We start from the raw sequence: 22,734 nt of genomic DNA on the forward strand, positions 1-22,734 counted from the left end.
CTGCAATACCGGGGCGCGATAACGACCGCGCCGCGCTACGCAGGCGCGGCTTCGCCACCGCCGGCCGCCTCGGCCATCAGCCACTCCCTGAACGCCACCAGCTTCGGTTGCGCCGCGCAATCGGCGCGATAGACGACGTAGTAGCCCAGCGCCGACGCGAAGCGGATCTGCGGAAACAGCGGCACCAGCCGGCCGGCGGCCACGTCGTCGCGGGCCAGCACGCTGCGCGCGAGCGCCACGCCGTGACCGTCGATGGCGGCCTGCAACACGGCCGCCGAATTGTTGACCTGCATGCCGCGCCGCGCATCCACCTCGCCGGCCCCCGCGTGGGCCAGCCACGCCTCCCACGACGCGAACCCCGCGTTCGGCTCCACCGACAGATCGTGAATCAGCGCCTTGCCCGCCAGCGCGTGCGGCGAGGCCGGCGCGCCGTGCCGCGCGAGCCAGCCCGGCGAGCAGACCGGATCGATCTGTTCGTCCATCAGCTTTTCGGCGACCAGCCCCGCCCACACCCCGCGTCCGTAACGCACGCCGATATCGATGCCCTGCGCGACGAAATCCACCGGTTTCAGGTTGGTGTCGAGCCGCACGTCGGTTTCGGGGCAACGCGTGTGGAAGCGCTCGATGCGCGGCAGCAGCCACTTCGCGGCGAATGCGGGGCTGACGGCCACCGTCAGCACACCCGAGCGCGTGCCTTCGCGCAGCCGGTCGAGGCCGATCGACAGGCGGTCGAAGCCGGCGCGGATCTCGGGCAGCGCGCGTTCGGCGCTCGGCGTCGGCACGAGCCGCGCGCGGCCGCTGGTGCCGCGATGGAACAGCGGCGCGCCGAGCCAGTCCTCCAGCGAGCGCACCAACTGGCCGACCGCGGCCGGCGTGACGTTCAGTTCGGCAGCCGCCGCCGAGAAGCTCTGATGGCGGGCGCTGGCTTCGAACGCGCGCAGCGCGTTCAGGAAAACGGGGCTTTTCACGATGAGGGCGGCAGGGGCGGGGCGATCCGCCGAGGATACGCCGGCGGGTGCCGGCACGCCACGCATCGATAAAGATTTTCTTTTGATGCGACACACATTATCTGGTTTGTGCCGCATCGCTTGAAGGCGAACAATGCCGTATCGAACCACGGCAAGGCGGGCATCCCAGGCAATCGCGCCGCGCGCCCGCCCCGTGGCCTTCCACGATCACGAACGGAGTTCATCATGCATAGTTTTTCTTCCAAGGTGGCGATCGTCACCGGCGGCGGCTCGGGCATCGGCAAGGAGGTCGCGGCGCGGCTCGTCAAGGCGGGGGCGAGCGTCGTGATCGGCGGGCGCAACGAGGCCAAGCTCAAGCAGGCGGCGGCCGAGATCGACGCGAGCGGCGCGCGGGTGCGCCATCTGGCGGGCGACATCGCCACGCCGGCCGCGGCCGCCGCGCTGGTCGAACTGGCGACGCAGGCCTTCGGCGGCGTCGACATCCTGATCAACAACGCGGGCATCTTCACCCCGAAGCCGTTCCTGGAGGTCGACGAGGCCGAATACGACGGCTTTCTCGACATCATCCTGAAGGGCAAGTTCTTCATGGCGCAGGCCGCCGCGAAGGCGATGCAACTGCGCGGCGGCGGCGCGATCGTGCAGACCGGCTCGCTGTGGGCGCTGCAGGCGATCGGCGCGACGCCGTCGGCGGCCTATTCGGCGGCCAATGCCGGCGTGCATGCGCTCACGCGCAATCTCGCGATCGAACTCGCGCCGTCGCGCATTCGCATCAACACGGTCGCCCCGGCCGTGGTGGAAACGCCGGTCTACAACACGTTCATGTCGGACGATCAGGTCAAGGCCACGCTGCCGGCCTTCAACGCGTTCCACCCGCTCGGGCGCAACGGCCAGCCGGCGGACGTGGCCGAAGCGATGTTGTTTCTTGCATCGGCCGAAGCCTCGTGGATCACCGGCACGGTGCTGCCGGTGGACGGCGGCGTGATGGCCGGCCGCCACGCCTGAGCGTCGCTCATCCCCCTATCGAAGGAGTCGAACCATGGTTTATCTGCAAATCACGCTGAAGGTCGCGGCGGCGCAGCGCGCGGCGGCGGCCGGCGTCTATGAGAAGTACAAGGCGGCGTTTCTCGACACGATCCCCGGCGCGGCCTCGAAGCAACTGCTGCTGCGCGACGCGGACGTGCAGGTGCTGCACGGCTTCGACACCGAGGCGCACGCGCAGGCCTATCTGACGAGCGCGCTGTTTACCGCCGACGTGGTGCGCGAGCTGACGCCGCTGCTCGACGCCGCGCCCGATGTGCGCGTCTACCAAGCCGCTTGACCCGAGGAGCAACCGATCATGATGCAGGAATGGAATGGCTACCGCGACGCGCTGCTGGAGCGTGTCGGCGATTTTGCGAAGCTGAACCCCGACGCGATGCGCGGGTTGATAACGATCGACGGCGCGGGCGCGAAGCTCGGCAAGCTCGAACCGAAGATCCACGAACTGATTGCGCTGGCCGTGGCCGTGACGACGCGCTGCGATGGCTGCATCGCGGTGCATACCCAGAAGGCCGTCGAGCACGGCGCGACGCGCGAGGAGATCGCCGAGGCGCTCGGCGTGGCGATTGCGCTGAACGCGGGGGCGGCGCTGACCTATTCGGCGCGTGTGCTTGAAGCGCATGCGGCGCTGCCGGCTGCTTGAGGGGGGGCGGGTCGTAGGGTGGCCGTGATTGCGGCTGAGGTTGCAATCACTGCTGCTGCGACTGCTGCGACCACCGCGACGGCTCAACTGCCTCAACTGCTGCGATCGCCGTAACAGCCGCAACATCGCGACGACTGCGACCGCCGTAACCGCCGCAATCTGCGGCACCTCCCGTGCCCCCGCCGCGGATTCCCGCTCGCACTCGAAGCCGCGGCGCATGTTTTATCAAGGATGTCTTCATGCTCGTCAATGCCGATTTCGCGCGCCGTGCCGTGGTGCCGGCCGATCAATACCGCTGGATTGCCTCGCCGCAGGCCGGCGTCGAGCGCGTGATGCTCGATCGTGTCGGCGGCGAGCAGGCGCGCGCCACCAGCCTCGTGCGTTACGCGCGCGCCTCGTCGTTTCCGAGCCATCCGCATCCGGGCGGCGAGGAGATCCTGGTGCTCGCGGGCGTGTTCTCCGAAGGCGAGCGCGATTACCCGGCCGGCTGGTATCTGCGCAATCCGCCCGGATCGGCGCACCGGCCGTCGAGCGACGACGGCGCGCTGCTGTTCGTCAAGCTGCGCCAGATGCGGGCCGACGACACGCACACCGTGCGCATCGACACGCGCGATCCGGCCGCCTGGCTTCAACGCGGCGAGCTCGAGTTCTGCCCGCTGTTCGATTCGCCGAGCGAAACCGTGGCGTTGCAGCGGCTGGCCGCGCAGGCCGCGCCCGATCTCGCGGCGGCGGGGCGCGTCGAATTGTTGGTGGTCGACGGCGCGCTATGGCTCGACGATCGCAGCTACCCGTGTGGAAGCTGGATTCGCCTGCCCGATGGCGACCGCCCCGATTGCCGCGCGCAATCGGCCGGCACGACCGTCTATGTGAAGACACTGCGCGAGACACTCGACGAGACGCCCGACGAGACGCCCGACGAGGTGCCGGCATGACGCGCGACGCCAGCGCGGTGATCGTCGGCGGCGGCTTGGCGGGCCTCGTCGCGGCGTGGCGGCTTGAACGGCAAGGCGTGGCGGTCGTGCTGATCGAGGCCGGCGAGCGGTTGGGCGGGCGGATCGAATCGCCGACGGCCGCGCAGATGGGCGCGGCCGAAGTCCTGACGGACGACTCCCCGCGCTTCGATCTCGGCGCGACGTGGTTCTGGCCGTCGATGCAGCCCGCGTTGAGCGGCCTGATCGAGGCATTGGGCCTGCCGAGCAGCGCCCAGCACGAATCCGGCGACATGCTCGTCGAGCGCTCGCCGCACGTCGCGCCGCAGCGCGTGCCGGGCTATGCGACCGGCTCGATGCGGCTCGACGGCGGCATGGCGGCGCTGGTCGAGGCCGTGCGTGCGCGCCTGCACGCCACGCGGATCGTCACGGGCGAGACGGTGCGCCGGATTCGTCGCGTGGCGTCGGGCATCGAACTGGACGCAACCGATACCTGCGACCGAATCACCACGTATCGGGCCGGGCATGTGCTGCTCGCGCTGCCGCCCCGGCTCGCGGCGGCCACCATCGCGTTCGAGCCGGCGTTGCCGCGCGCGCTCGCGATCGCGTGGCGCGACACGGCCACCTGGATGGCGCCGCACGCGAAATACCTGGCCGTCTACGACACGCCGTTCTGGCGCGAGGCAGGCCTGTCGGGCGCGGCGCGCAGCGCGGGCGGCCCGCTCGCGGAGTTGCACGACGCCTCGCCGGCGCATGGCGCGGGCGCGCTGTTCGGCTTCTTCGGCGTGCCGGCGCGCACGCGCTCGCGCGTGGCCGACGCCGTGCTGCGCGAGCAATGCCGCGCGCAACTCGTGCGTCTGTTCGGCGCGGAGGCCGCCACGCCGCGCGCCGAGGCGATCCGCGACTGGGCGCGTTTGCCCACTGTTGCGACCGCCGCCGATCAGGATGGCGGCGCGGGCCACGGCATCGCGCCGCCGGCCGCCGTTGCCATCGGCCCATGGCAGGGCTGCCTGACCGGCATCGCGAGCGAATGGTCGCCGCGCTTTCCGGGCTACGTGGCCGGAGCCGTCGAGGCGGCCGAGCGCGGCGTGCATGCCTGGCTCGATGGCGTAGGCCGCGCGCCAGTGTCATGCCTTTCATCGAACCGGGAGCCATCATGAAACCGACTTACTACGCCATGCAGGCCAGCGCGCCGGGCCGCCTCGAATGGGTCGAGCGCGTCACTCCCGCGCTGCCGCCCGAGGAAGTGCTCCGGGAGCCATCATGAAACCGACTTACCGCGCCATGCAGGCCAGCGCGCCGGGCCGCCTCGAATGGGTCGAGCGCGTCACGCCCGCGCCGCCGCCCGACGAAGTGCTGATCGAAGTGGAAGCCTGCGGCGTATGCGGTGCCGACGCGGCCGACATCGAGCGCGCCGATCCGGCGCTGACCCCGCCGCGCGTGCCGGGCCACGAGGTGGTGGGGCGCATCGCGGCGCTCGGCGCGGGCGTGCCGCCGATCTGGCGGCTCGGGCAGCGCGTGGGCGTCGGCCGCCTGGGCGGCCATTGCCTGATCTGCCCGGCGTGCCGGCGCGGCCAGTTTCAGCTGTGCGCGAACCAGCCGTTCGTCGGCGCGAGCCGCGACGGCGGTTACGCCGAGATGATGCTGGCGCGCGCCACGGGCCTTGTCGCGATCCCCGACGAACTCGCCTCGGAGGAGGCCGCGCCGATCCTCTGCGCCGGCATCGCCACGTTCAACGCGCTGAAGAAATGCGGCGCGCAGGCCGGCGACACGGTGGCCGTGCTCGGCATCGGCGGGCTGGGTCACATGGCGCTGCAATACGCGCGGCGGATGGGGTTTCGCGTGGTGGCGGTGGGGCGCGGCGCATCGATCGCGGCCGATGCGCTGGCGCTCGGCGCGCACGTGTATGTCGATGCCGCGCGAGAGGACGCCGCGGCGCGCCTGCTGGCGCTCGGCGGCGCGCAGGCGATCCTGACCACGATCGGCGACGCGGCGGCGGCGGCCGCGCTGATGGCCGGGCTCGCGCCGCAAGGGCGGCTGGTGGTGCTGGGCGCGGGCAGGGACCCGCTGCCGGTGTCGCCGGGGCATCTGGTGGCGGGCGAGCGCGGCGTGCTCGGCTCGATCACCGGTTCGCCATGGGAGAACGAACGTGCGCTCGATTTCAGCGTGCTCGCCGGGGTGCGCCCGCGCATCGAGACGCTGCCGCTCGAACGCGCCGAGGAGGCCTACCGGCGCATGCGCTCGGGCGAGGCCACGTTCCGGATGGTGCTGACGATGGGCCGCTGAACGCGCGGCCGGCTCGCCCTCATACCTGCATCGACGGCACGTCCTTCACGCAGCGCAGCGCGAACATCGAGCGGCTGTGGCGGATGCTGGAGATCTTGTAGAGCTTCTCGCGCAGGAAGCGTTCGTAGCCGGCCGTGCCGTCCACCGCCACCTTGATCCAGTAGTCGTATTCGCCGGAGACGAGGTAGGCCTCCAGCACCTCGGGCAGGGCGGCCAGCTCGGCCCCGAAGCGGGCCAGCGCGTCGTCCTCGTGGCGATCGAGCGTGACTTCGAGGATCACGATGTCGGCATAGCCGAGCCTGCGCGGGTTGACGAGCGCGACGTAGCCGTCGATATAGCCATCGGTTTCGAGCTGGCGCGTACGGTTCCAGCAGGCGGTGGTGGACATGCCCACCTGTTCGGCCAGCTCCGCGTTCGACAGCCGGGCATTGGACTGGAGCGCCCGCAGGATCTTGCGATCCTGGTTGTCGAGCGATTTGGGGGAGCGTTCGCGAGTGGCCATGGTCGAAAGGGAATTCTGTTCCGGGAATCGCGAGTTTATCTGAAGAAGCTTCCGGTTTTGCGCGCATTTCACTGGATAAGCAGAAGCCTTTTCAGTGGGCAGCCGGGTATATTTTCTCCATGCCCGAATGCCCGGCACGACCGATCCGAGCACCCTTCGGAACGGTGAGCGTCGCCGCGATCACGAGTCGCGACGCCGGGCGGACAGGCATGCGTCATGGCGCTGATCCGCGCTTTCGCTGTTTTCACCACCTGCCTTTTGCCCTCCCTCCCGAACCATGTCGTTCCAGCTTTACCTCTCGTTCGTCGCCGCCGCGCTCGTGCTGATCTACGCCCCCGGTCCCGTCAACCTGCTGACCATGAGCCTCGCGTTGCGCGCCGGCTGGCGGCATGCGTTGCCGTGCGTGTGGGGCGGCACCGTGGCCGTGCTGCTGCAACTGATGCTGACCGCGCTGTGCCTCAATTCGCTGCTGACGATCGACGCGCGTGCGCTCGGCGTGCTGCGCTGGGTCGGCGCGGCCTACCTGGTGTGGCTCGGGGTGCGGCAGTGGCGCAGCGTTTCGCTGACGGGGCCGGCGGCCGACGCCCACTCCGGCGAGGGGCCGGCGTCGAGCGGCACGTCGCGCGGCCTGTTCTGGCGCGGCGTGGCGACCTCCGGTTTCAATCCGAAGACGCTGCTGTTCTTCCCGTCGTTCTTTCCGCAATTCATCAGCACCGACGCGCGCTGGAGCGTCAATGCGCAATACCTGGCGCTCGCGGCAAGCTTTGTGGTGCTGTTCGTGGCCGGGGTGGCGTCGATGGCGCTGTTCTCGCAGCGCCTGAGCCACTGGCTGCGGCGGCCGACGCGCGTGCGCGCGCTCAATCGCCTGATGGGCGGCCTGCTGGCCGGGATGGGCGCGATGATGGCCGGCTGGGGTTGACGCGCCCGGGTTCCGGGCGCGTCGCACCGGACTCGCTTACTCGCTGTCGCTCCACAGCTTGCCGGCCGTCGCCCAGTTTTCCTTCTTCACGTCGCGCAGGATGATGTCGACCGACGACGGCGCGCAATCGAGCGTCTCGCAGGTCACGCGCGTGATGGCTTCGACGAAGCGGCGTTTCTGTTCGACGGTGCGGCCTTCGAACAGGTCGATCTGGAACGTGGGCATGACGGATCTCCGGGAGTTGGGAAAATCGGAAGGGGAAAGCGAAGGGGATGCGCTTGCGGCGGGCTGCGTGGCGGCTGGCATGGCCGGGTTCGCGGCGGCTTGTGCCGCCGTGCGTTCAGCCATGTGCGCAGCCGGTTTCGCGGCATGCGCATCGCCGCGCGGCAGGCGCAACGCCATCGCGACGCCGCACGCCGCGACGGCGAACGGCGCGCTGAACGGCGGCAGGCCGGCCCGCAGCGCGAGCCATTGTAGCGCCGCCGCCAGCAGCGCCGCACCGAGCGCCGCGCGCAGCCCGAAGCCGCTCAACGCGAGCGCGGCCAGCGCGCCGTTGTAGCCGAGCAGCCCGGCCGCGCAATGCGGCGCGGGCGAGCCGGCCGCCAGCATCAGCAGCGACGCGCCCGCGGCGCCGGCCAGCGCGAGCAGCGCGGCGCGCGGCGAGGCGAGCGCGACGCCGGCCAGCATGATCGCGCCGGGCAGCGCACCGCTCGCGAAGCCGGCCTGCGCGATCGCGCCGAACGCCGCGCCCGAGGCGCAGGCTGGCAGGTCGAAGGCGCCGGCATGGGCGCTGGCGGCCGTCACCGCGCCGGATGACACCCACGGCAACCACAGCCCGATCGTCAGCACCGCCGGCAGCGAGTAGGCCGCGCCGCCGAAGCGCGCGAGCCGGTGCTCGACCGGCCGGTACAGCGCACCGGCCAGCAGCGCCGCGATCACCGCCAGCGCGAACGCGGTGGCGCGATCGGCCAGCAGCGCCACCGGCGCGAGCGCGGCCAGCGCGCCGCTGTAGCCGTGCAGGCCGAGGCGGGCCTGCGCCGCGTCGTCAACATCGCGTGTGCCGCCCGTCAGCAAGGCCGCCAGATTCGCGGCGGCGGTGCCGGCCAGCGCCGCTGCCGCGAGCGCGGGCGAGGCGAGCGTCAACCCCGCCAGCACGCATGCGCCGGTGCCTGCATGGGCCTGCAACAGAATTTGTCCGAGGCCGCGCAGCAGCGTGCGCAGTTCCGCCGGCAGCACAAGCGGCGACAGGGCGGGCAGAAGCAGACCGGAACGAAGGCGGGCGGGCATGGCGGCGGTATCGATGGCGCAATCGGCAACGGGCCGCAACGCGGCTGCGGCCCGGGAAGCCGCGAGCATAGGGGATCGCCGCACGAGGGGGAGAAGCGATGCCGGATACCCGCTATTTGCGCTACGATCGTGCGCACTGCGCGCGGCACCGCCGCGTGGGCTGCCCACGGAGGTCCCCGGCATGCGCGATGTGCGTTGGGCGTCGCTCGACAGCGACGGAATCGAACACCTGACGCTCGTACGCGACGGCGGCGGCTATCTGGCGGAGAGCGTGATCGTCGGCCGGCACGACGACGGCCGGCGCTATGGCCTGGCCTATCGGGTCGCCTGCGATGCGCACTGGCGCACCACGCGCGCGACGCTCACCGTGATGGGCGGCGCCACGCTGACGCTCGAACGCGATCGCGGCGGCCATTGGTGCGAAGTGCTTGATATCGGCGAGCGCAGCGCGCTGCCCGCGCTCGAAGGCTGCGTCGACCTCGACATCGCCGCCACGCCGTTCACCAATACCTTGCCGATCCGCCGCCTCGGGCTCAAGCGCGACGAGCGGCGCACGATCGACGTCGCCTACGTGACGATTCCCGAATTGAGCGTGGCGCGTGCCACCCAGACCTACGTCTGCATCGAGCCAGGCCGGCGCTATCGCTACGAAGGGATCGACGGCCGCTTCAAGGCCGGCCTGAGTGTGGACGACGACGGGCTGGTCGTCGAATACGACACGCTGTTCAGGCGCTTGCCTGCGGTTTGACGGGCGCATCGCCGGCCGGCCGCGCGCCGTCGGCATCGTTGGCGCCGGCGCGGCGCGTGCGGTGCGCTGCGGCGTTGTCGTCCGGCGTTGCCACGCCCGGTTCGTCCGGTGCCTGCACCGCGAACGCCGGCTCGTACTGCGCCGCAAAGCGGTCGATGCGCTCGGCGATCAGCGCCGCGTCGCGCAGCACCGTCCAGTGCGACGCGTCGATCAATTCCCGTCGGTGCGGGCCGAGCCAGCGTTCGAGGTTTTCCGTGAGCACGGGCGTGACGTAGCGGTCGCGGGTCGGCACCAGGATCTGCACGGGCGCCTGCGCATAGCGTTCGCGCGGCGCGCGCGAGCGCGCGATGAAGTTCGCGCGATACAGCCGGATGCCGTTCACGCCGTTGCGCAACTGGTGCGGATCGGCCTCGGCGCGAATCCGCTCGGTGCTGCGCAGCCACAGCGGCCACAGCCGCGCGCCGCCGAGCCGCCAGAACAGCGGCGGCAGCACCGGCAGGTGGAAGAACACGATGTACCAGGATTTCAGCGATTGCCGCAGGTTGAACGGCGCGCGGAACACGTGATCGAGGCACGGCCCCGAAATCGACGTGTACGACAGGATGCGCCCGCGCATCGCCGGATCGGTCGCGGCCTCCCAGCTCTGGATCGATCCCCAGTCGTGCCCGACCAGATGGAACGGCCGCGTGCCGCAGGCGGCCGTGGCCACCGCCGACAGGTCGCGTTCGAGTTGCGCCATCCGATAAGCGGCGGTGGCGCGCGGCGCATCCGATTCGCCCGAACCGCGCGTGTCGTACGCGATCACGCGATAGCGCCGCTCCAGCACCTCGCGCACGCGGTCCCACACGCGCGACGAATCGGGGTAGCCGTGCACCAGGATCACGGGCGGCGCGTCGCGCGGCCCGCTCAGGTGGACGGCGAGCCGCACGCCGTCCGAATCGACCATGAGCGTGTCGCGCGGGTTTGTCATGGCGCGCGCCTCAGTGAGCCGGCGCGGCGGCGCCCGGATGCAGCGGCACGCGGCGCGGCGCGGCCTCGGCGGCGTAGCGCGCGTTGGTCTCGTCGATCTTGGCCAGCAGGCTCGGGATCTCGCTCAGATAGCGGCGGTTGTCGTAATCCCACGGATGGAAGCCCGGGCGGAAGAAGCCGAACCACTCGCGCGCAATGCCCGGGAACACGCCGCCGCGCGGCGCGTACAGGTACTTGACGAGCGTCCACATGCCCGAGAAGCGGCCGTACCGGCGACGGTGCGCGAACATCAGGCGCACGTGGTAATCGAACACGATGGCCCAGAAGATCGCGGTGGTGATCAGCATCGTGCCGGTGCGCAGCAGGTAGCGGCCCAGGCCCGGCTTGATCACGCGAAGCCACACGTCGTAGGACACCGATTTGTGCTCGGTTTCCTCCATGGCGTGCCACATCCACATCTGCGTGTAGCCGTCGACGGAGCCGTCGATGCGCTGCTTGTGGCCTTCGAGCAGCAGGTTCGCCAGCATCGCCGTGTAGTGCTCCAAAGCGATCGTGATGGCCAACTGCATCGACGGCGGCAAGGTTTTCCTGAACAGGCCGAGCACCCACCACAGCCGCTTGTCGAGCTTGTGCGCGGGCAGGCCGGCCGATTGCAGCAGGTCGTTGTACTCGATGTGCTCGCGCGTGTGCATCGCTTCCTGGCCGATGAAGCCGGCCACCTGCTTCTTCAGTTCGGGATCGTCGATCCGGTCGCGATAGTGCCGCACCGAATCCATGAAGAAGCGCTCGCCGGCCGGGAACAGCAGCGACAGCGCGTTCATGAAGTGGGTGACGGGCACGCCCTTGACGTGCCAGTCGCACGCGCGATCGGGGGGCATGGCGAAACGGACGTCGCGGCGGACGGGCATCATGACGGTTCTCCCTGATTACCTGTGTTGTTGTAGGTCGAGTGGGCCGGCGCGAGCGTGCCGCCGCGCGCGGCGCGCTTGCGCGCCTTGGCCCGTTCGCGCTTGGTCGCCAGCACGACCAGCGCCTGGTAGGCGGCGGGCAACGTGCGCGCGAGCCAGTCGGCGCCGCGCGCGTCGCGCCCGATCAGCACGCGGCGCTTGTTCCTGCGCACGCCGTGCAGGATCACGCGCGCGGCTTCCTCGGGCGTCGTGATGAAGAACTTCTCGAAGTCGTCCTTGCCCTGCTGCTCGCTGTCGACCATGAAGCCGAGCATGTTCTGCGAGATCCGGCTCGACTGCGCGATGTTGGTCTTGATGCCGCCCGGATGCACGCAGGTGGCCGACACGCCGCAACGCATCATGTCGAGTTCCTGGCGCAGCGATTCGGTGAAGCCGCGCACCGCGAACTTGGTCGAGTTGTAGGCGCTCATGCCCGGCTGCGCGAAGATGCCGAAGATGCTGGAGGTGTTGATCACGTGGCCGTCGCCCGCTGCCTTCAGGTGCGGCAGGAACGCCTTGGTGCCGTGCACCACGCCCCAGTAGTTGATGTTCATGATCCATTCGAGGTCGGCGTAATCCATGCCCTCGATGGTGCTCGACAGCGCCACGCCGGCATTGTTGAATACCAGGTTCACGCGGCCGAACTGGCGCGCGGTGTCGTCGGCCCAGCGGTGGACGGCGGCGCGGTCGGCCACGTCGAGCACGCAGGTGGTGATGCGTACCGTGGGCGCGAGCGCGCGCACGATCCGCTCGGTTTCGGCGAGGCCCACGCCGTTGCGGTCGGCCAGCGCCACGTGGCAGCCGGCCTGGGCCAGTTGCAGCGCGAGCGAGCGGCCCATGCCCGAGCCGGCGCCGGTGATCGCGGCGACCTTGTCGTGGAAGGATTTCATCGGTGTGCTCCTTGTCGTCAGACGGCCGGGGCGCTGCGGGCCGGGGCGTCGGTGGCGGCGGCAGCGCTGGCCGCGGCCGGTTGGGCATCGCGGCGCGCCGCCGCGTAGGCTTGGTAATCGGCGATCGAGAATTGCGCGGTGGCCTGCCGGAAGCGCCACGTGAAGCCCGGCCACAGCGTGGTGTTCTTGCCGGTGCGCGGGTCCAGGTACCAGCTCTTGCAGCCGCCGGTGGACCAGATCGCGCGCTTCAGGCGCTGTTGCAGCCGCGCGTTGTAGTCGGCCTCCACCAGCGGGCGCACCTCGATCGCATCGGCGCGGTCGCGATCCATCGCGTCGAGCGCGCCGAGGATGTATTCGATCTGCGACTCGATCATGAACACCATCGAGTTGTGGCCGAGGCCGGTGTTCGGGCCGACGATCATGAAGAAGTTCGGATAGCCGGGCAGCGCGGTGCCGAGGTAGGCGTGCGCGCCGTCGCGCCAGGTATCGACGATGTCCACGCCGTTGCGCCCGCGGATCACGCCGCGCGGGTACGGGTCCGCCACCTGGAAGCCGGTGCCGTAGATCAGGCAATCGACCTCGTGCCGCTGGCCGCTGGCGGTGACCACCGCGTTCGGCTCGATGCGCGCGATCGGATCGGTGACCACGTCCACGTTGGCGCGCGTGAGCGCCGGGTAGTAGTCGTTCGAGATCAGCACGCGCTTGCAGCCGAGCGTGTAGTCGGGCGTGACGGTGGCGCGCAGCGCCGGGTCGGCAATCTGCTTGCGGATATGGCGTTCGGCCACTTTCTGCACCAGCTTCATGATGCCGGGGTGGATCGCGAAGCCGAGCACGCGCGATTCGAGCATCCAGTAGCGGCTGGTGCGCGCGAGCTTCTGCGTGAACGGCAGCGCGCGGAACATCCACTGCTCGACGCGCGTGAGCTGGCGGTCGGGCTTCGGCATGATCCACGGCGGCGTGCGCTGGAACAGCGCCAGTTGCGCGACGCGCGGGGCGATCTGCGGCACGAACTGGATCGCGCTCGCGCCGGTGCCGATCACGGCCACGCGCTTGCCGCGCAGGTCGTATTGGTGATCCCAGTGCTGCGAGTGGAAGGCGTGGCCCTGGAAGCTGTCGAGGCCGTCGATCTGCGGCAGCGCCGCGCGCGACAGCCCGCCCATGCCCGACACCAGCACGCGCGCCGACACCTGCCTGCCGTTCGCGAAGCTCAGGCGCCAGCGGTGCGCCACGTCGTCGTATTCGGCGCTGGCCAGCTCGTGGCCGAGGCGCAGGTAGGGCGCCACGCCGAACTGCTCGACGCAGCGCTCCAGATAGGCGCGGATTTCGGGTTGCGGGGCGAACGCGCGGGTCCAGCGCGGGTTCGGCGCGAACGAGAACGAATAGACATGCGAAGGCACGTCGCAGGCGCAGCCGGGGTAGTGGTTGTCGCGCCAGGTGCCGCCCACCGTGGCGGCCTTCTCGAACACCGCGAAATCGCCACGGCCCTTCTGGCGCAGCCGGATCGCCATGCCGAGGCCGGCGAAACCGGTGCCGATGATGGCGATGTCGACGGATTCGGGCATGCCGTCTCGGTCGGGCAGGGTACGGGCATTCATGCGGTGTCTCCGTTCCGGTTCATTTTTAAATGTGACATTGACGGATGTAACGATAGTCGGTGACGGGCGAAACCGCAAGCGAGTAGATGCCGGCCTCTAGCGTCGTGCGGCGGCCGTTTTTGCGCTGCAATGCATTGAATCGAAGGGAGAATTTCTTGGAGCGCCGCGCGGCTGGGGGTGCGTTGGTGAAAACACGTAGGCCGGGGCGCCACGCCAATCTCGCGCGTTCAGGCGAAATCGACGGCGCATCGCGGCCAGTGCAACGGCCATGCGCGGGATTGGTCGCGTCGCGCGAATAATCGCGGTGCCTCTTGAATCGCGATACCCCGACGCTCTATCCTGTTCCGTTGGCCGTTTGAAAAGCAAGAAAGGGGGATTTGATGGACCGTTTACAGGCGATGCAGGTTTTTACGCGCGTGGTCGATGCAAATAGCTTCACGCGCGCCGCGGAAACGCTCTCGATACCACGCGCTTCCGTCACGACGATCATCCAGAACCTCGAGGCGCTGCTCGGCGTGCGCCTGCTGCACCGGACCACGCGGCGGCTGTCGCTGACGCCCGAAGGCGCCGGCTATTACGAGCACTGCATGCGGATTCTGACGGAAATCTCGGAGGCCGATGCCAGCTTCCAGGTGGGCAACCGCAAGCCGCGCGGCGCGCTGCGCGTGCACATGCCGTCGTCGCTCGGGCGGCGCGTGGTACTGCCGGCGCTGCCGCTGTTTCATGCGCGCTATCCCGACATCGAGCTGCATTTCGGCATGGCCGACCGGCTCGTCGATCTGGTGCGCGATGGTTACGATTGCGAAATCCGGGTGGGGCCGCTGGAGGATTCGTCGATGGTGGCGCGCCGCGTGGGCGTCATGAATCGCGTCAGTTGCGCGTCGCCGGCCTATCTGGAGCAGTTCGGCGAGCCGAAGACGATCGAGGAACTCGAACACCACCGCGCCGTGAATTTCGCCTACGCGAGCGGCGGTCGCGCGATACCGTGGACCTTCGTGATCGACGGCAAGCTGCGCGAGGTGCGCATGAATTCGGTGGTCACCGTCAACGATTCGGACGGTTGCGTCACGTGCGCGCTCGAAGGCTTCGGGCTGATCCAGCCGACGCTGTTCTCGGTGATCCCGCACCTGATGGACGGCTCGCTGGTGGAGGTGCTGCAGGGCGTGTATCCGAAGCCCAAGCCGATCTCGATCGTCTATCCGCACAACCGCCATCTGTCGATGACGGTGCGCGTGTTCGCCGATTGGGTGGCCGAGCTGTTCTCGACGGTGCCGGCGCTGGAGAACGATCCGGCCAAGCGGGTCATGCCGATCGTGAAGAAGGCGCGGGGGGCGGTGGCGGCCTGATCCCCGCCCCGAATCGCCCCGCGCTCGAGGCGGCGGGCCGGCATCGCGCCGGCTCGCCGCCTTTTTTCATTGCGCCGCTTTCTGCGGCAGCGGCACGGCCTGCCGGGCCAGCAGCCGCCAGCCGTCGCTGTGGTGCTTCCAGACTTGCAGCACGCCGATGTGCGAGCGCGTGACCGAGCCGTCCGGCTGGTTGTTTTCCGAATCGAACACGTGACGCACGATCGCGTTGTCGCCGACCACCTTGACGGTCTGGTCCGACAGCGTGACCGACTTGAACGCATGCGTGCCCACCAGATCCTTCATGAACTCGGCGCGATCCTCGATCTTGGCCGACGAGTGGCCGTAGCTCAGTTGCGGCTCGGTCAGCTTCTTCAGCGTTGCCTCGTCGCCGGACACCAGCGCCGCGCGCAATTGCTCCGCTGCCTTCGTGACGGCGGCCTCGCTGCCGGATGCAGCGGTGGCGGCGCCGGCGCTCAGGCTGGCCGCGGCCAGCGCGGCGGCGAGCAGGGCGTTCAAGGCGAGCAGGGCGGGTTTGCGGGTCGTTCGACGTGCCATGGGTTGTCTCCGGGTAGGTTTGAACTGTCGTCTGATGACGATTCGGAACGTTATTCCATTTTTGTTTTGCGGCGCATCGAGGTAAACCCGGCGAGCTTCGCCAGATATGCGTTTGACGTCGGCAGAATCGACCGGGTGCGGCGATAAATACGGAACGAAGTTCCATACTCATACGACGTGCGACCTAAAAACGGGCGCGGCACGCCCTTGCGATGTGCGTAGGGCTTACCCGGCAACGGGTTAGCCCCTAACGCGCGATAAGCGAATGGAATCGCTTCCCTGCAAAATTTGATTGGATTTTCATCGTCGGCCGCCTGTATGTTTGTCGGAACCGGTACCTTGCGTCGCCGTTGGCGCAGTGCTGGTCAGGATCGGGTTTCGACATGCCTGCCCCCATCGGGGCGGCCCATATATAGAACGATAGAACGAGACTGTCAGGAGACACCACGATGAAGCCAAGCACCCCCACGGCGCTGCCGATCGATGCCGAATCGCCGCCGGCGCTGGCGCAGGACGCGGCCACGCCGCGCGTGCGCCGGATCCAGCGCACCGCGCTCGGGCTGTTGTTGATGGCCGGCGTCGTCAACTACCTCGATCGCTCCACGCTGGCGATCGCCACCCCGCTGATTCGCCAGGATCTCGGCTTCTCGGTGCCGCAGATGGGCCTGCTGCTGTCCGCGTTCCTGTGGGCCTATGCGTTCGCGCAATTGCCGGCCGGCATGCTGATCGACCGGCTCGGCGCGCGCGTCACGCTGGCGGCGAGCCTCGCGCTGTGGTCGATCGCGCAAACCTTCGGCGGCGTGGTCAACGGCTTCACGCAGTTCTTCGCGGCGCGCATGGTGCTCGGCGTGGGCGAGGCGCCGCAGTTCCCGACCAGCGCGCGGATCGTGCGCGACTGGTTCGCCAAGCACGAGCGCGGCTCGGCCACCGGCATCTGGAACAGCTCGTCGACGCTCGGCACGGCGATCTCCGCGCCGCTGCTGACGGTGCTGATGCTGAACCTCGGCTGGCGCTGGATGTTCGTCGTGATGGGCGTGGCGGGGCTCGGGCTGTCGCTGGCCTTTTATCTGCTGCACCGCGACCCGCGCCACGTGCAGTTGACGCAGCGCGAACGCGAATATCTCGACGACACCGAAGGCGTGGCCAGCACGCGGCCGACCTGGGCCGACTGGCGTCATCTGCTGCATTACCGCACCACCTGGGGCATGCTGCTCGGCTTCTTCGGCACGATCTACGTGCTGTGGCTCTACAACGCCTGGTTGCCCACCTATCTGCAGATGGAGCATCACCTGACCATCGCGCGCACCGGCTGGGTGGCCGCGGTGCCTTATCTGTTCGGCGTGGTCGGCAGCCTGTCGGGCGGCAAGATCTGCGACGTGCTGGCCCGGCGCGGCGTGTCGCAGATCAACAGCCGCAAGTATCCGATGGTCGCCTCGCTGCTCGGCATCGCGGTGTTCACCACGCTGACCGCGCTGACCGACAACACGGCGCTCGCGATCACCTTCATCTCGGTATCGATGTTCCTGATGTACATCTCGTCGAGCGCGGCGTGGGCGATGGCCTCGGTCGCCGCGCCGGCCAATTCGACGGCCTCGATCGGCGCGATGCAGAACTTCGGCGGCTATTTCGGCGGCGCGCTCGCGCCGGTCGTGACGGGCTTCATGGTGCAGGCCTCGCACTCGTTCAAGCCGGCGCTGTATGTCGGCGCGAGCGTGGTGGTGGTGGCGATGATCGGCTACTGGTTCCTGGTCGGCGAGCCGGTGCCGATGCGTGAGCAGGGCGCGGAGCGCTGAGGCGGTCGCGCTGTCGAGTGCAGGGCGCGGCAGGCTGAAACAGGCCGCCGCGCAGCACGATGAAAAAATCCCGCGCGAAGCGTTTCGCGCGGGATTTTTCGTTTGAGGCGGGTTGTGGTGAGGAGCGGTTCAGCGGCGGGATGCTTGCCGGTTCGGCCCACGCTCCAGCCTGCCGCCTCATCCCGCCAGCTTGCCTGACAGTTCGGCTGTGCCGGACCTGTGCCGCCGCTTCATCCCGCCAGCGGCGCTGCTGTGCGTAGTCTTCCAACGCCGGCGCGATCGCAGCGTGCAGTTGCTCGTGCTTCAGCCCGCCAGCGGCGCCGGCAGCTTCAAATCGTAACGCTGCGCGCAGGCTTCCAGCGCCGGCGCGATCGCCGCATGCAGTTGCACGCCGTCGCGCAGTTGCTCGCGCTTGCGCGCGAGGCCGCGGTCGCCCGGCATGCGCACCGATGAAAAGCCGGGGCGCGGCGGGTTGTTGCGGCAGGCGTCGGCGATCCAGTCCATCTGCCGCTTGAAATCGGCCTCGCCGCCGAACGCGCTCGGGTCGTACAGCGACAGGTGCACGGTCGCGCCCCAGCCCTCGGACGGGTCGGCGCGGCCGAAGCCGGCCAGCCCGCCCGTCATCGCCTCGATCAGCAGCGCCATGCCGAAGCCCTTGTGGCCGAACGGCAGCCCGCCCAGCGGCAGGATCGTGCCGGCCGGCGTGGTGGCGAGCACGGCCGGGTCGCGGCTCGGATGGCCGTCGGCGTCGAGCAGCACGTCGTCGTCGAATTGCTGGCCGGCCTTGGCGAGCCGGCCGCTCATGCCGTTGGTGACGAGCGAGGCCGAGATGTCGATCAGGAACGGCGTGCCCGAGGTGGGGATGCCGGCGGAAATCGGGTTCGGCGTGAACACCGCGCGGGTGCCGCCGAACGGCGCGACGCTCTTGCCGGCCGGGTCCGAGCAGCCGAGCACGATCATGAAGCCGTCGGCGGTGGCGCGCTCCAGGTAGCTGGCGAGGCAGGCGATATGGTGGCTGCGGCGGATCACCAGCGTGGCGCTGCCGTAGCGGCGCGCGCGCTCGGCGAGCGTCTCGATGCCGGCCAGCACCAGCGACGGCCCCGGCAGGCGGCGGCCGTCCCACAGCAGCGCCGCGCCGCGGTCGGACAGCACTTCCGGCGCGCCCGAGCGGGTCATGGTGCCGCGCTCGATCTCGCCGACATAGGCGGCAAGCTGGGCGAGACCGTGCGTGTCGTGGCCCATCAGGTCGCCATCGACGAGAATCTCGGCGACGGCGCGCGCGTGCGGCGCGTCGAGCCCGGCGGCGACGAGCAGCGCATCGGCGAAGGCCTGCAGTTCGGGAGCGGAATATCGGACGGCTTGGGTCATGGCGGAATCGGTGTGGTGAGGTCGATGAGGCGTGAAGGAGCCAGGGAACAACCGGCCCGGCGATGCGGTGCGATCAGCCAAGCGGGCGGCGCGCGATCTCGATCGTGCCACCCGCTTGGCGTCGACGTGACGACGAACGCGTTCAGAGCGTCGCGCCCAGTTGCCACGGTACGAATTCGTTCTGCCCGTAGCCGTGGATTTCGCTTTGCGTGCGCGTGCCCGAGGCGGTGGCCAGCATGCGTTCGAAGATCCGCTGGCCGAGCGTGTCGATGCTCGCGTCGCCGGTGAGGATCGCGCTGCAATCGATGTCGATGTCCTCGGCCTGCCGCTGCCACAGCGCGGCGTTGGTGCCGAGCTTCAGCGACGGCGCGGGCGCGCAGCCATAGGCCGAGCCGCGCCCGGTGGTGAAGCACAGCAGGTTCGCGCCGCCCGCCACCTGGCCGGTGGCGGACACCGGGTCGTAGCCCGGCGTATCCATGAACACCAGTCCCTTGGCGCGCACCGGTTCGGCGTAGCGGTACACGTCGACCAGGTTGGTGGTGCCGGCCTTGGCCACCGCGCCGAGCGATTTTTCCAGGATGGTGGTCAGGCCGCCGGCCTTGTTGCCGGCCGACGGGTTGTTGTTCATGTTGGCGTTCATGATCCGGCAGTATTCCTCCCACCAGCGGATTCGTGCCATCAGCTTCTCGCCCACCTCGGGCGACACGGCGCGGCGCGTCAGCAGGTGCTCGGCACCGTAGATCTCGGGCGTTTCCGACAGGATCGCGGTGCCGCCGTGCGCCACCAGCCGGTCGACCGCCGCGCCGAGCGCCGGGTTCGCGGTGATGCCCGAATAGCCGTCCGAGCCGCCGCATTGCAGGCCGACGATCAAATGGCTGGCGTCCACCGGCTCGCGCCGCACCGCGTTGGCGCGCGGCAGCATCGCCCTGACCGCCTCCACGCCGGCCGCCACCGTGGCGGCCGTGCCGCCGCTGGCCTGGATCGTCATGGTTTCGAGCGTCGCGCCCGTTTCGATCGCCTGATCGCGCAGCAGCGCGTCGATCTGGTTCGTCTCGCAGCCGAGCCCCACGATCAGCACGCCCGCGAAGTTCGGATGCCGCGCATAGCCGCCGAGCGTGCGGCGCAGCACCGCGATCGGCTCGCCGTCAGAGGCGGTGCCGCAGCCGAGGCCGTGCGTCAGCGCAACCACGCCGTCCACGTTCGGGAACGCGTCGAGCGCCTCGGGGCGGATGTCGCGGCGGAACTGGTCGGCGATCGCGCGCGCGGCCGTGGCCGAGCAGTTCACCGAAGTCAGGATGCCGATGTAGTTGCGCGTGGCGACCCGGCCGTCGGCGCGAACGATGCCGTCGAACTGCGCGCGTGCGGCGGCGGCTTGCGTGGGTTTCGCATCGGCGCCGAACGCGCCGTCGCGCTCGAATTCGCCCATCGACAGGTTGTGGACGTGCACGTGCTCGCCGGCTTCGATCGCCCGCGACGCGAAGCCGATGATCTGGCCGTAGCGGCGCACCGGCGCGCCGGATGCCACCGCGCGTCGCGCCACCTTGTGGCCGGCCGGGATCAGCCCGCGCACCGGCAGGCCCGCATCGATCGATGCGCCCGCAACGAGTTGCTGGCGGGCGATCACCACGTCGTCGTCGGGATGCAGCGTGACCACGTTCGGTTGGGGCTGGGCGGGGGTGGATGCGCGGGTGTCGGTATCGGGGGTATCGAGCTTCATCGATCGTCTCGTCTGGATTCGGGGAGTGGAGCGGGGCGGGGCTTCGGCCGTGCCGTATGTCTCGGGCACGCCCACTTCGTTGCACTTTATGCAGCGAAGCGATAAACGTCCAATCGAAGAATTGTTAGACTCGATTCCTTTCGGTTATCGCCGAGCGCGGGAATACCCTCATGGATCGCCATCGCCCCCAGCTTGCCGCCACGCTGCCGCCGAAGCTGCGGTTCCGGCACCTGCAGTTGCTCGAACTGCTGGGCCGCACCCGCAACCTGCGCGCGGCGGCCGAGCAGATGCACGTCACGCAGCCGGCCGCCACCAAGATCCTCGGCGACATCGAAACCATGTTCGGCGCGCGCCTGTTCGAGCGGCTGCCGCGCGAGATGCGGCCCACCGATCTCGGCCAGTTGGCGATCCGTTACGCGAGCAGCGCGATGGCCGATCTCGGCAAGTTCGCCAACGAATTCGTCACGCAGCAGGGCGGCGGTTACGGGCACCTGACGGTGGGCGCGATCTCGGCCTCGGCCGCGCAACTGGTGATCGCGGCGGTGCGCGAGATTCAACGGCAGCGCCCGCGGCTCGTCATCAAGCTGGTGGAGCAGAGCAGCGATCAGCTTGCGATCTGGCTCGAACAGAAGCAGCTCGACCTGATGATCGGCCGGCTGACCGAGCCGCGCCATCGCGCGATCTTCGATGCGGTGGAGCTGTCGGACGAGCCGGTGCGGGTGGTGGTGGGCTGTCATCATCCGCTGCTGAAGGCGCGTCGCGTGGATGTGGCCGATCTCGGCGCGTGGCCGTGGATTCTCTATCCGCCGCCCACCGCGATCCGCCAGTTGTTCGAGGAGACGTTCGCCGGCGCGGGGCTGGTCGCGCCGGTCGGCATGGTGGAGACGCCGTCGATCTTCTCGACGCTCGAACTGCTGCAATCGACCGACATGGTGTCGTTGCAGCCGCAGTCGGTGGTGCGCAAGTTCGTCGAGGAGGGGCTGCTCGCGTATCTGCCGGTGGAGATTCGCCGCAGCATGAGCCACTACAGCGCGATCACGCGCAAGCACGAGGTGGCGTCGCCGCAGATGGAGGAGTTCATCGCGATTCTCAGGCGGCGCGCGCGCGGCGAGACGGAAGACTGAGCGAGGCGGCGCGGCGAACGCCGCGCGCGGAAAGGCGCTTGCGGGGCCGGCCCGTCGATGGTCGGCGGGCCGGCGCGCGATCGATCAGGACACGTTCGCGCTGCAGCTCGGGTACGGGGCCTTCTCGCCCTGCACGATCGGGCAGACCTTCAGCGGCATCAGGTTGCGCACGCGTTGCAGCCACATGGCGGCGTCGATCGGCGCGGGCTTGGCCGCCAGCGGGCCGCGCTCGGCCCATTGCAGCGTGTACAGATCCTTCGTGCCCTTCACCACGGTGATCGCCGTGGTTTCGCTGTGGCCCGCGCTGGCGGAGGCGTTGCCGCAACTGACCACCATCGAGAACGCGTCGCTGCCGTTCAGCTTGCCGTCGAAAATGCCCTTGGCCGCGAAGGTTTGCGGGCAGGCCTTCTGGAAGCCGGCCGCGATGCTGGTGGCGTAGCTCTTGGCGTCCGCTTCGGGGTGCTTGGCGATGACGTTCTGCGCGCCCGTGAGCGTGATCATCTGCGACCAGTTCGCGTTGGTTTCGCCGGGCAGCACCCATTCGTGCGCGTAGTCGTCGCCGCGCGTGCCTTCGTAGATCGACACGAAACGCGTGGGCAGGCGGAAATAGACGAGTTGGCTGTAGATCGGCGCGATCGTTGCGATCACGGGCAGCACCGGTTGTGCGGTTTGCGGTGCGGCGGGCGCGGGGGTTTGCGCATGCGCGCCGGCGGCGAGTGTCAGGGTCAGCAGCGAACCCGCGATCAGCGCGGTGGATCGGATAACACGCATGATGTCCTCGTGGATGGTGGGCGTCGATGTCGATAGCGTCGGATGCGCCATCTCTAGGCTGGCAATGTAGCGCAATCCTTGCGGATTGGTCGATGGTTTTACGCTCTGCAACATGTTTTGTTATCGAATCGACGCTGCAATGCGGCATGCGCGTTCACAATCTTTCGGCTGTGGAAGACAGGGCCGGGCGGTGGCGAAGCGGGTGCGAATGCACCTATGAATGATGCGTGGCTTGCGTCGATGGTTGCGGGCGCATCCATTTTTATTTTGATTCGGATTTCGAAGTAAATGGCAAAGGGGGCGCGTGGGAAAATGCGGCGCGCAGGCGAGCGGCGCTCG

At 69.2% G+C, this 22,734-nt stretch carries 22 protein-coding genes and 1 pseudogene; 11 read left to right on the forward strand and 12 right to left on the reverse strand.

Annotated elements, in window-relative coordinates; genetic code table 11:
- Window positions 1-35 precede the first annotated feature (35 nt).
- Window positions 36-968, reverse strand: a complete 933-nt coding sequence (gene gcvA / locus AB4851_RS11490) for a transcriptional regulator GcvA (protein ID WP_414439528.1) — start codon at window positions 966-968, stop codon at window positions 36-38.
- 225 nt (window positions 969-1,193) lie between these two features.
- On the opposite strand from gcvA, the gene AB4851_RS11495 reads away from it, so the two are divergent.
- From AB4851_RS11495 to AB4851_RS11520, 6 genes are all read left to right on the forward strand, one after another.
- On the forward strand, window positions 1,194-1,970 hold the full coding sequence (locus AB4851_RS11495) for an SDR family NAD(P)-dependent oxidoreductase (RefSeq protein ID WP_414447301.1): 777 nt from the start codon (window positions 1,194-1,196) through the stop codon (window positions 1,968-1,970).
- Window positions 1,971-2,004: 34 nt separating this feature from the next.
- Window positions 2,005-2,286 carry a hypothetical protein gene (locus AB4851_RS11500; RefSeq protein WP_414447302.1) on the forward strand — a complete coding sequence of 94 codons (282 nt, stop codon included), beginning with the start codon at window positions 2,005-2,007 and terminating at the stop codon, window positions 2,284-2,286.
- An 18-nt stretch (window positions 2,287-2,304) separates the two neighbouring features.
- A complete protein-coding gene (locus tag AB4851_RS11505) occupies window positions 2,305-2,649 on the forward strand; it encodes a carboxymuconolactone decarboxylase family protein (RefSeq protein WP_414447303.1) in 345 nt (114 codons plus the stop codon).
- A gap of 239 nt (window positions 2,650-2,888) precedes the next feature.
- Window positions 2,889-3,581: a cupin domain-containing protein gene (locus AB4851_RS11510; RefSeq protein WP_414447304.1), complete on the forward strand. Its 693-nt coding sequence runs from the start codon at window positions 2,889-2,891 to the stop codon at window positions 3,579-3,581.
- Window positions 3,578-4,738: a flavin monoamine oxidase family protein gene (locus AB4851_RS11515; protein ID WP_414447305.1), complete on the forward strand. Its 1,161-nt coding sequence runs from the start codon at window positions 3,578-3,580 to the stop codon at window positions 4,736-4,738. Before AB4851_RS11510 ends, AB4851_RS11515 begins: the two co-directional genes overlap by 4 nt.
- 103 nt (window positions 4,739-4,841) lie before the next feature.
- A complete protein-coding gene (locus AB4851_RS11520; RefSeq protein ID WP_414447306.1) occupies window positions 4,842-5,864 on the forward strand; it encodes an alcohol dehydrogenase catalytic domain-containing protein in 1,023 nt (340 codons plus the stop codon).
- A gap of 19 nt (window positions 5,865-5,883) precedes the next feature.
- On the opposite strand, the gene AB4851_RS11525 is transcribed toward AB4851_RS11520, so the two are convergent.
- A complete protein-coding gene (locus AB4851_RS11525; RefSeq protein ID WP_414439521.1) occupies window positions 5,884-6,366 on the reverse strand; it encodes an Lrp/AsnC family transcriptional regulator in 483 nt (160 codons plus the stop codon).
- A 277-nt stretch (window positions 6,367-6,643) separates the two neighbouring features.
- On the opposite strand from AB4851_RS11525, the gene AB4851_RS11530 reads away from it, so the two are divergent.
- Window positions 6,644-7,285 carry a LysE family translocator gene (locus tag AB4851_RS11530; protein ID WP_414447307.1) on the forward strand — a complete coding sequence of 214 codons (642 nt, stop codon included), beginning with the start codon at window positions 6,644-6,646 and terminating at the stop codon, window positions 7,283-7,285.
- Window positions 7,286-7,321: 36 nt separating this feature from the next.
- Here AB4851_RS11530 and AB4851_RS11535 read toward each other — a convergent pair whose 3' ends face one another.
- A complete protein-coding gene (locus AB4851_RS11535) occupies window positions 7,322-7,510 on the reverse strand; it encodes a 4-oxalocrotonate tautomerase (RefSeq protein ID WP_414449172.1) in 189 nt (62 codons plus the stop codon).
- Window positions 7,511-7,747: 237 nt separating this feature from the next.
- A pseudogene (locus AB4851_RS11540) lies at window positions 7,748-8,755 on the reverse strand (urea transporter); the annotation flags it as partial.
- On the opposite strand from AB4851_RS11540, the gene AB4851_RS11545 reads away from it, so the two are divergent.
- A complete protein-coding gene (locus AB4851_RS11545) occupies window positions 8,754-9,320 on the forward strand; it encodes a putative glycolipid-binding domain-containing protein (RefSeq protein WP_414447308.1) in 567 nt (188 codons plus the stop codon). The pseudogene AB4851_RS11540 and the gene AB4851_RS11545 overlap by 2 nt on opposite strands.
- On the opposite strand, the gene AB4851_RS11550 is transcribed toward AB4851_RS11545, so the two are convergent.
- The 4 genes from AB4851_RS11550 to AB4851_RS11565 are packed head-to-tail and all read right to left on the reverse strand — an operon-like array spanning window position 9,298 to window position 13,721.
- On the reverse strand, window positions 9,298-10,290 hold the full coding sequence (locus AB4851_RS11550; RefSeq protein ID WP_414447309.1) for an alpha/beta fold hydrolase: 993 nt from the start codon (window positions 10,288-10,290) through the stop codon (window positions 9,298-9,300). The genes AB4851_RS11545 and AB4851_RS11550 overlap by 23 nt on opposite strands.
- A 10-nt stretch (window positions 10,291-10,300) precedes the next feature.
- Window positions 10,301-11,200 carry a metal-dependent hydrolase gene (locus tag AB4851_RS11555; RefSeq protein WP_414447310.1) on the reverse strand — a complete coding sequence of 300 codons (900 nt, stop codon included), beginning with the start codon at window positions 11,198-11,200 and terminating at the stop codon, window positions 10,301-10,303.
- Entirely contained in the window at window positions 11,197-12,126 is a 930-nt protein-coding gene (locus AB4851_RS11560; protein ID WP_414447311.1) for an SDR family NAD(P)-dependent oxidoreductase, read from the reverse strand. Before AB4851_RS11560 ends, AB4851_RS11555 begins: the two co-directional genes overlap by 4 nt.
- A gap of 17 nt (window positions 12,127-12,143) precedes the next feature.
- The gene (locus AB4851_RS11565; RefSeq protein WP_414447312.1) at window positions 12,144-13,721 is read right to left on the reverse strand and encodes a flavin-containing monooxygenase; all 1,578 of its coding nucleotides are present in this window, start codon (window positions 13,719-13,721) and stop codon (window positions 12,144-12,146) included.
- A gap of 380 nt (window positions 13,722-14,101) precedes the next feature.
- Between AB4851_RS11565 and AB4851_RS11570 the strand changes: the two genes are divergently transcribed.
- On the forward strand, window positions 14,102-15,067 hold the full coding sequence (locus AB4851_RS11570) for a LysR family transcriptional regulator (protein ID WP_414447313.1): 966 nt from the start codon (window positions 14,102-14,104) through the stop codon (window positions 15,065-15,067).
- A gap of 66 nt (window positions 15,068-15,133) precedes the next feature.
- Here AB4851_RS11570 and AB4851_RS11575 read toward each other — a convergent pair whose 3' ends face one another.
- Window positions 15,134-15,622, reverse strand: coding sequence for a nuclear transport factor 2 family protein (locus AB4851_RS11575; RefSeq protein WP_414447314.1), 489 nt, complete (start codon window positions 15,620-15,622; stop codon window positions 15,134-15,136).
- Between the two features lie 449 nt (window positions 15,623-16,071).
- On the opposite strand from AB4851_RS11575, the gene AB4851_RS11580 reads away from it, so the two are divergent.
- A complete protein-coding gene (locus AB4851_RS11580; RefSeq protein WP_414447315.1) occupies window positions 16,072-17,415 on the forward strand; it encodes an MFS transporter in 1,344 nt (447 codons plus the stop codon).
- A 303-nt stretch (window positions 17,416-17,718) separates the two neighbouring features.
- Here the strand turns inward: AB4851_RS11580 and AB4851_RS11585 are convergent, their stop codons facing one another.
- Together AB4851_RS11585 and AB4851_RS11590 are read right to left on the reverse strand one after the other, a co-directional pair.
- A complete protein-coding gene (locus tag AB4851_RS11585) occupies window positions 17,719-18,783 on the reverse strand; it encodes an Ldh family oxidoreductase (RefSeq protein ID WP_414447316.1) in 1,065 nt (354 codons plus the stop codon).
- Window positions 18,784-18,925: 142 nt separating this feature from the next.
- The gene (locus tag AB4851_RS11590; protein WP_414447317.1) at window positions 18,926-20,500 is read right to left on the reverse strand and encodes a UxaA family hydrolase; all 1,575 of its coding nucleotides are present in this window, start codon (window positions 20,498-20,500) and stop codon (window positions 18,926-18,928) included.
- Between the two features lie 170 nt (window positions 20,501-20,670).
- Between AB4851_RS11590 and AB4851_RS11595 the strand changes: the two genes are divergently transcribed.
- Window positions 20,671-21,624: a LysR family transcriptional regulator gene (locus tag AB4851_RS11595; protein ID WP_414447318.1), complete on the forward strand. Its 954-nt coding sequence runs from the start codon at window positions 20,671-20,673 to the stop codon at window positions 21,622-21,624.
- 84 nt (window positions 21,625-21,708) lie between these two features.
- Here AB4851_RS11595 and AB4851_RS11600 read toward each other — a convergent pair whose 3' ends face one another.
- Entirely contained in the window at window positions 21,709-22,395 is a 687-nt protein-coding gene (locus tag AB4851_RS11600) for a hypothetical protein (RefSeq protein WP_414447319.1), read from the reverse strand.
- Window positions 22,396-22,734: the final 339 nt, after the last annotated feature.

The organism is Burkholderia sp. 22PA0099 (assembly GCF_047497165.1).
Taxonomy (GTDB): Bacteria; Pseudomonadota; Gammaproteobacteria; order Burkholderiales; family Burkholderiaceae; genus Burkholderia.